Source organism: Mesorhizobium sp. M7A.F.Ca.CA.002.05.1.1 (genome assembly GCF_003998335.1).
GTDB lineage: Bacteria > Pseudomonadota > Alphaproteobacteria > Rhizobiales > Rhizobiaceae > Mesorhizobium.
In genome coordinates this window covers 1-543 of sequence record NZ_RZQI01001601.1, presented here as the reverse complement: position 1 = coordinate 543, position 543 = coordinate 1, and the positions used below count along the sequence as shown (strand labels likewise).

General features: G+C 64.8%; 1 protein-coding gene. It reads left to right on the top strand.

Annotated features, from left to right (window positions below; translation table 11 throughout):
• Positions 1–36 precede the first annotated feature (36 nt).
• Positions 37–543: ATP-binding cassette domain-containing protein (locus tag EN939_RS37275; RefSeq protein ID WP_127272141.1), on the top strand; the 507-nt coding region annotated here is incomplete at its 3' end.

The following is a 543-nucleotide window of genomic DNA, read 5'->3' as shown; positions in this document are numbered from 1 at the left end:
GACGCGCGACGCCTTCGATCCGCGCAAGACGTTCAGATGAGCGAAGCCCCCTTGCTCAGCGTACAGGACCTCAGCGTCGCCTTCAGCCAGGGCGGCGGCCAGTCGACGGCGGTCGACCACATCTCGTTCGACATCGCCAAGGGCGAGACGGTGGCGCTGGTCGGCGAATCCGGTTCCGGCAAATCGGTCTCGGCGCTTTCGGTGCTGAAGCTGTTGCCTTATCCAAGCGCCAGCCATCCCTCGGGAAAGATCCTGTTCCAGGGCGCCGACCTGCTGGCGATGAACGAGAAGCAGTTGCGGCAGGTGCGCGGCAACAAGATCACCATGATCTTCCAGGAGCCGATGACTTCGCTCAATCCGCTGCACACGATCGAGCAGCAGATCGTCGAGATCCTGAAGCTGCACCAGGGCACGGCCGACCGCCCGGCCAAGGAGCGCACGCTGGCCTTGCTCAACGAGGTCGGCATCCGCGATCCGCACAAGCGCCTCGATGCCTATCCGCACCAGTTGTCCGGCGGCCAGCGCCAGCGCGTGATGATCGCC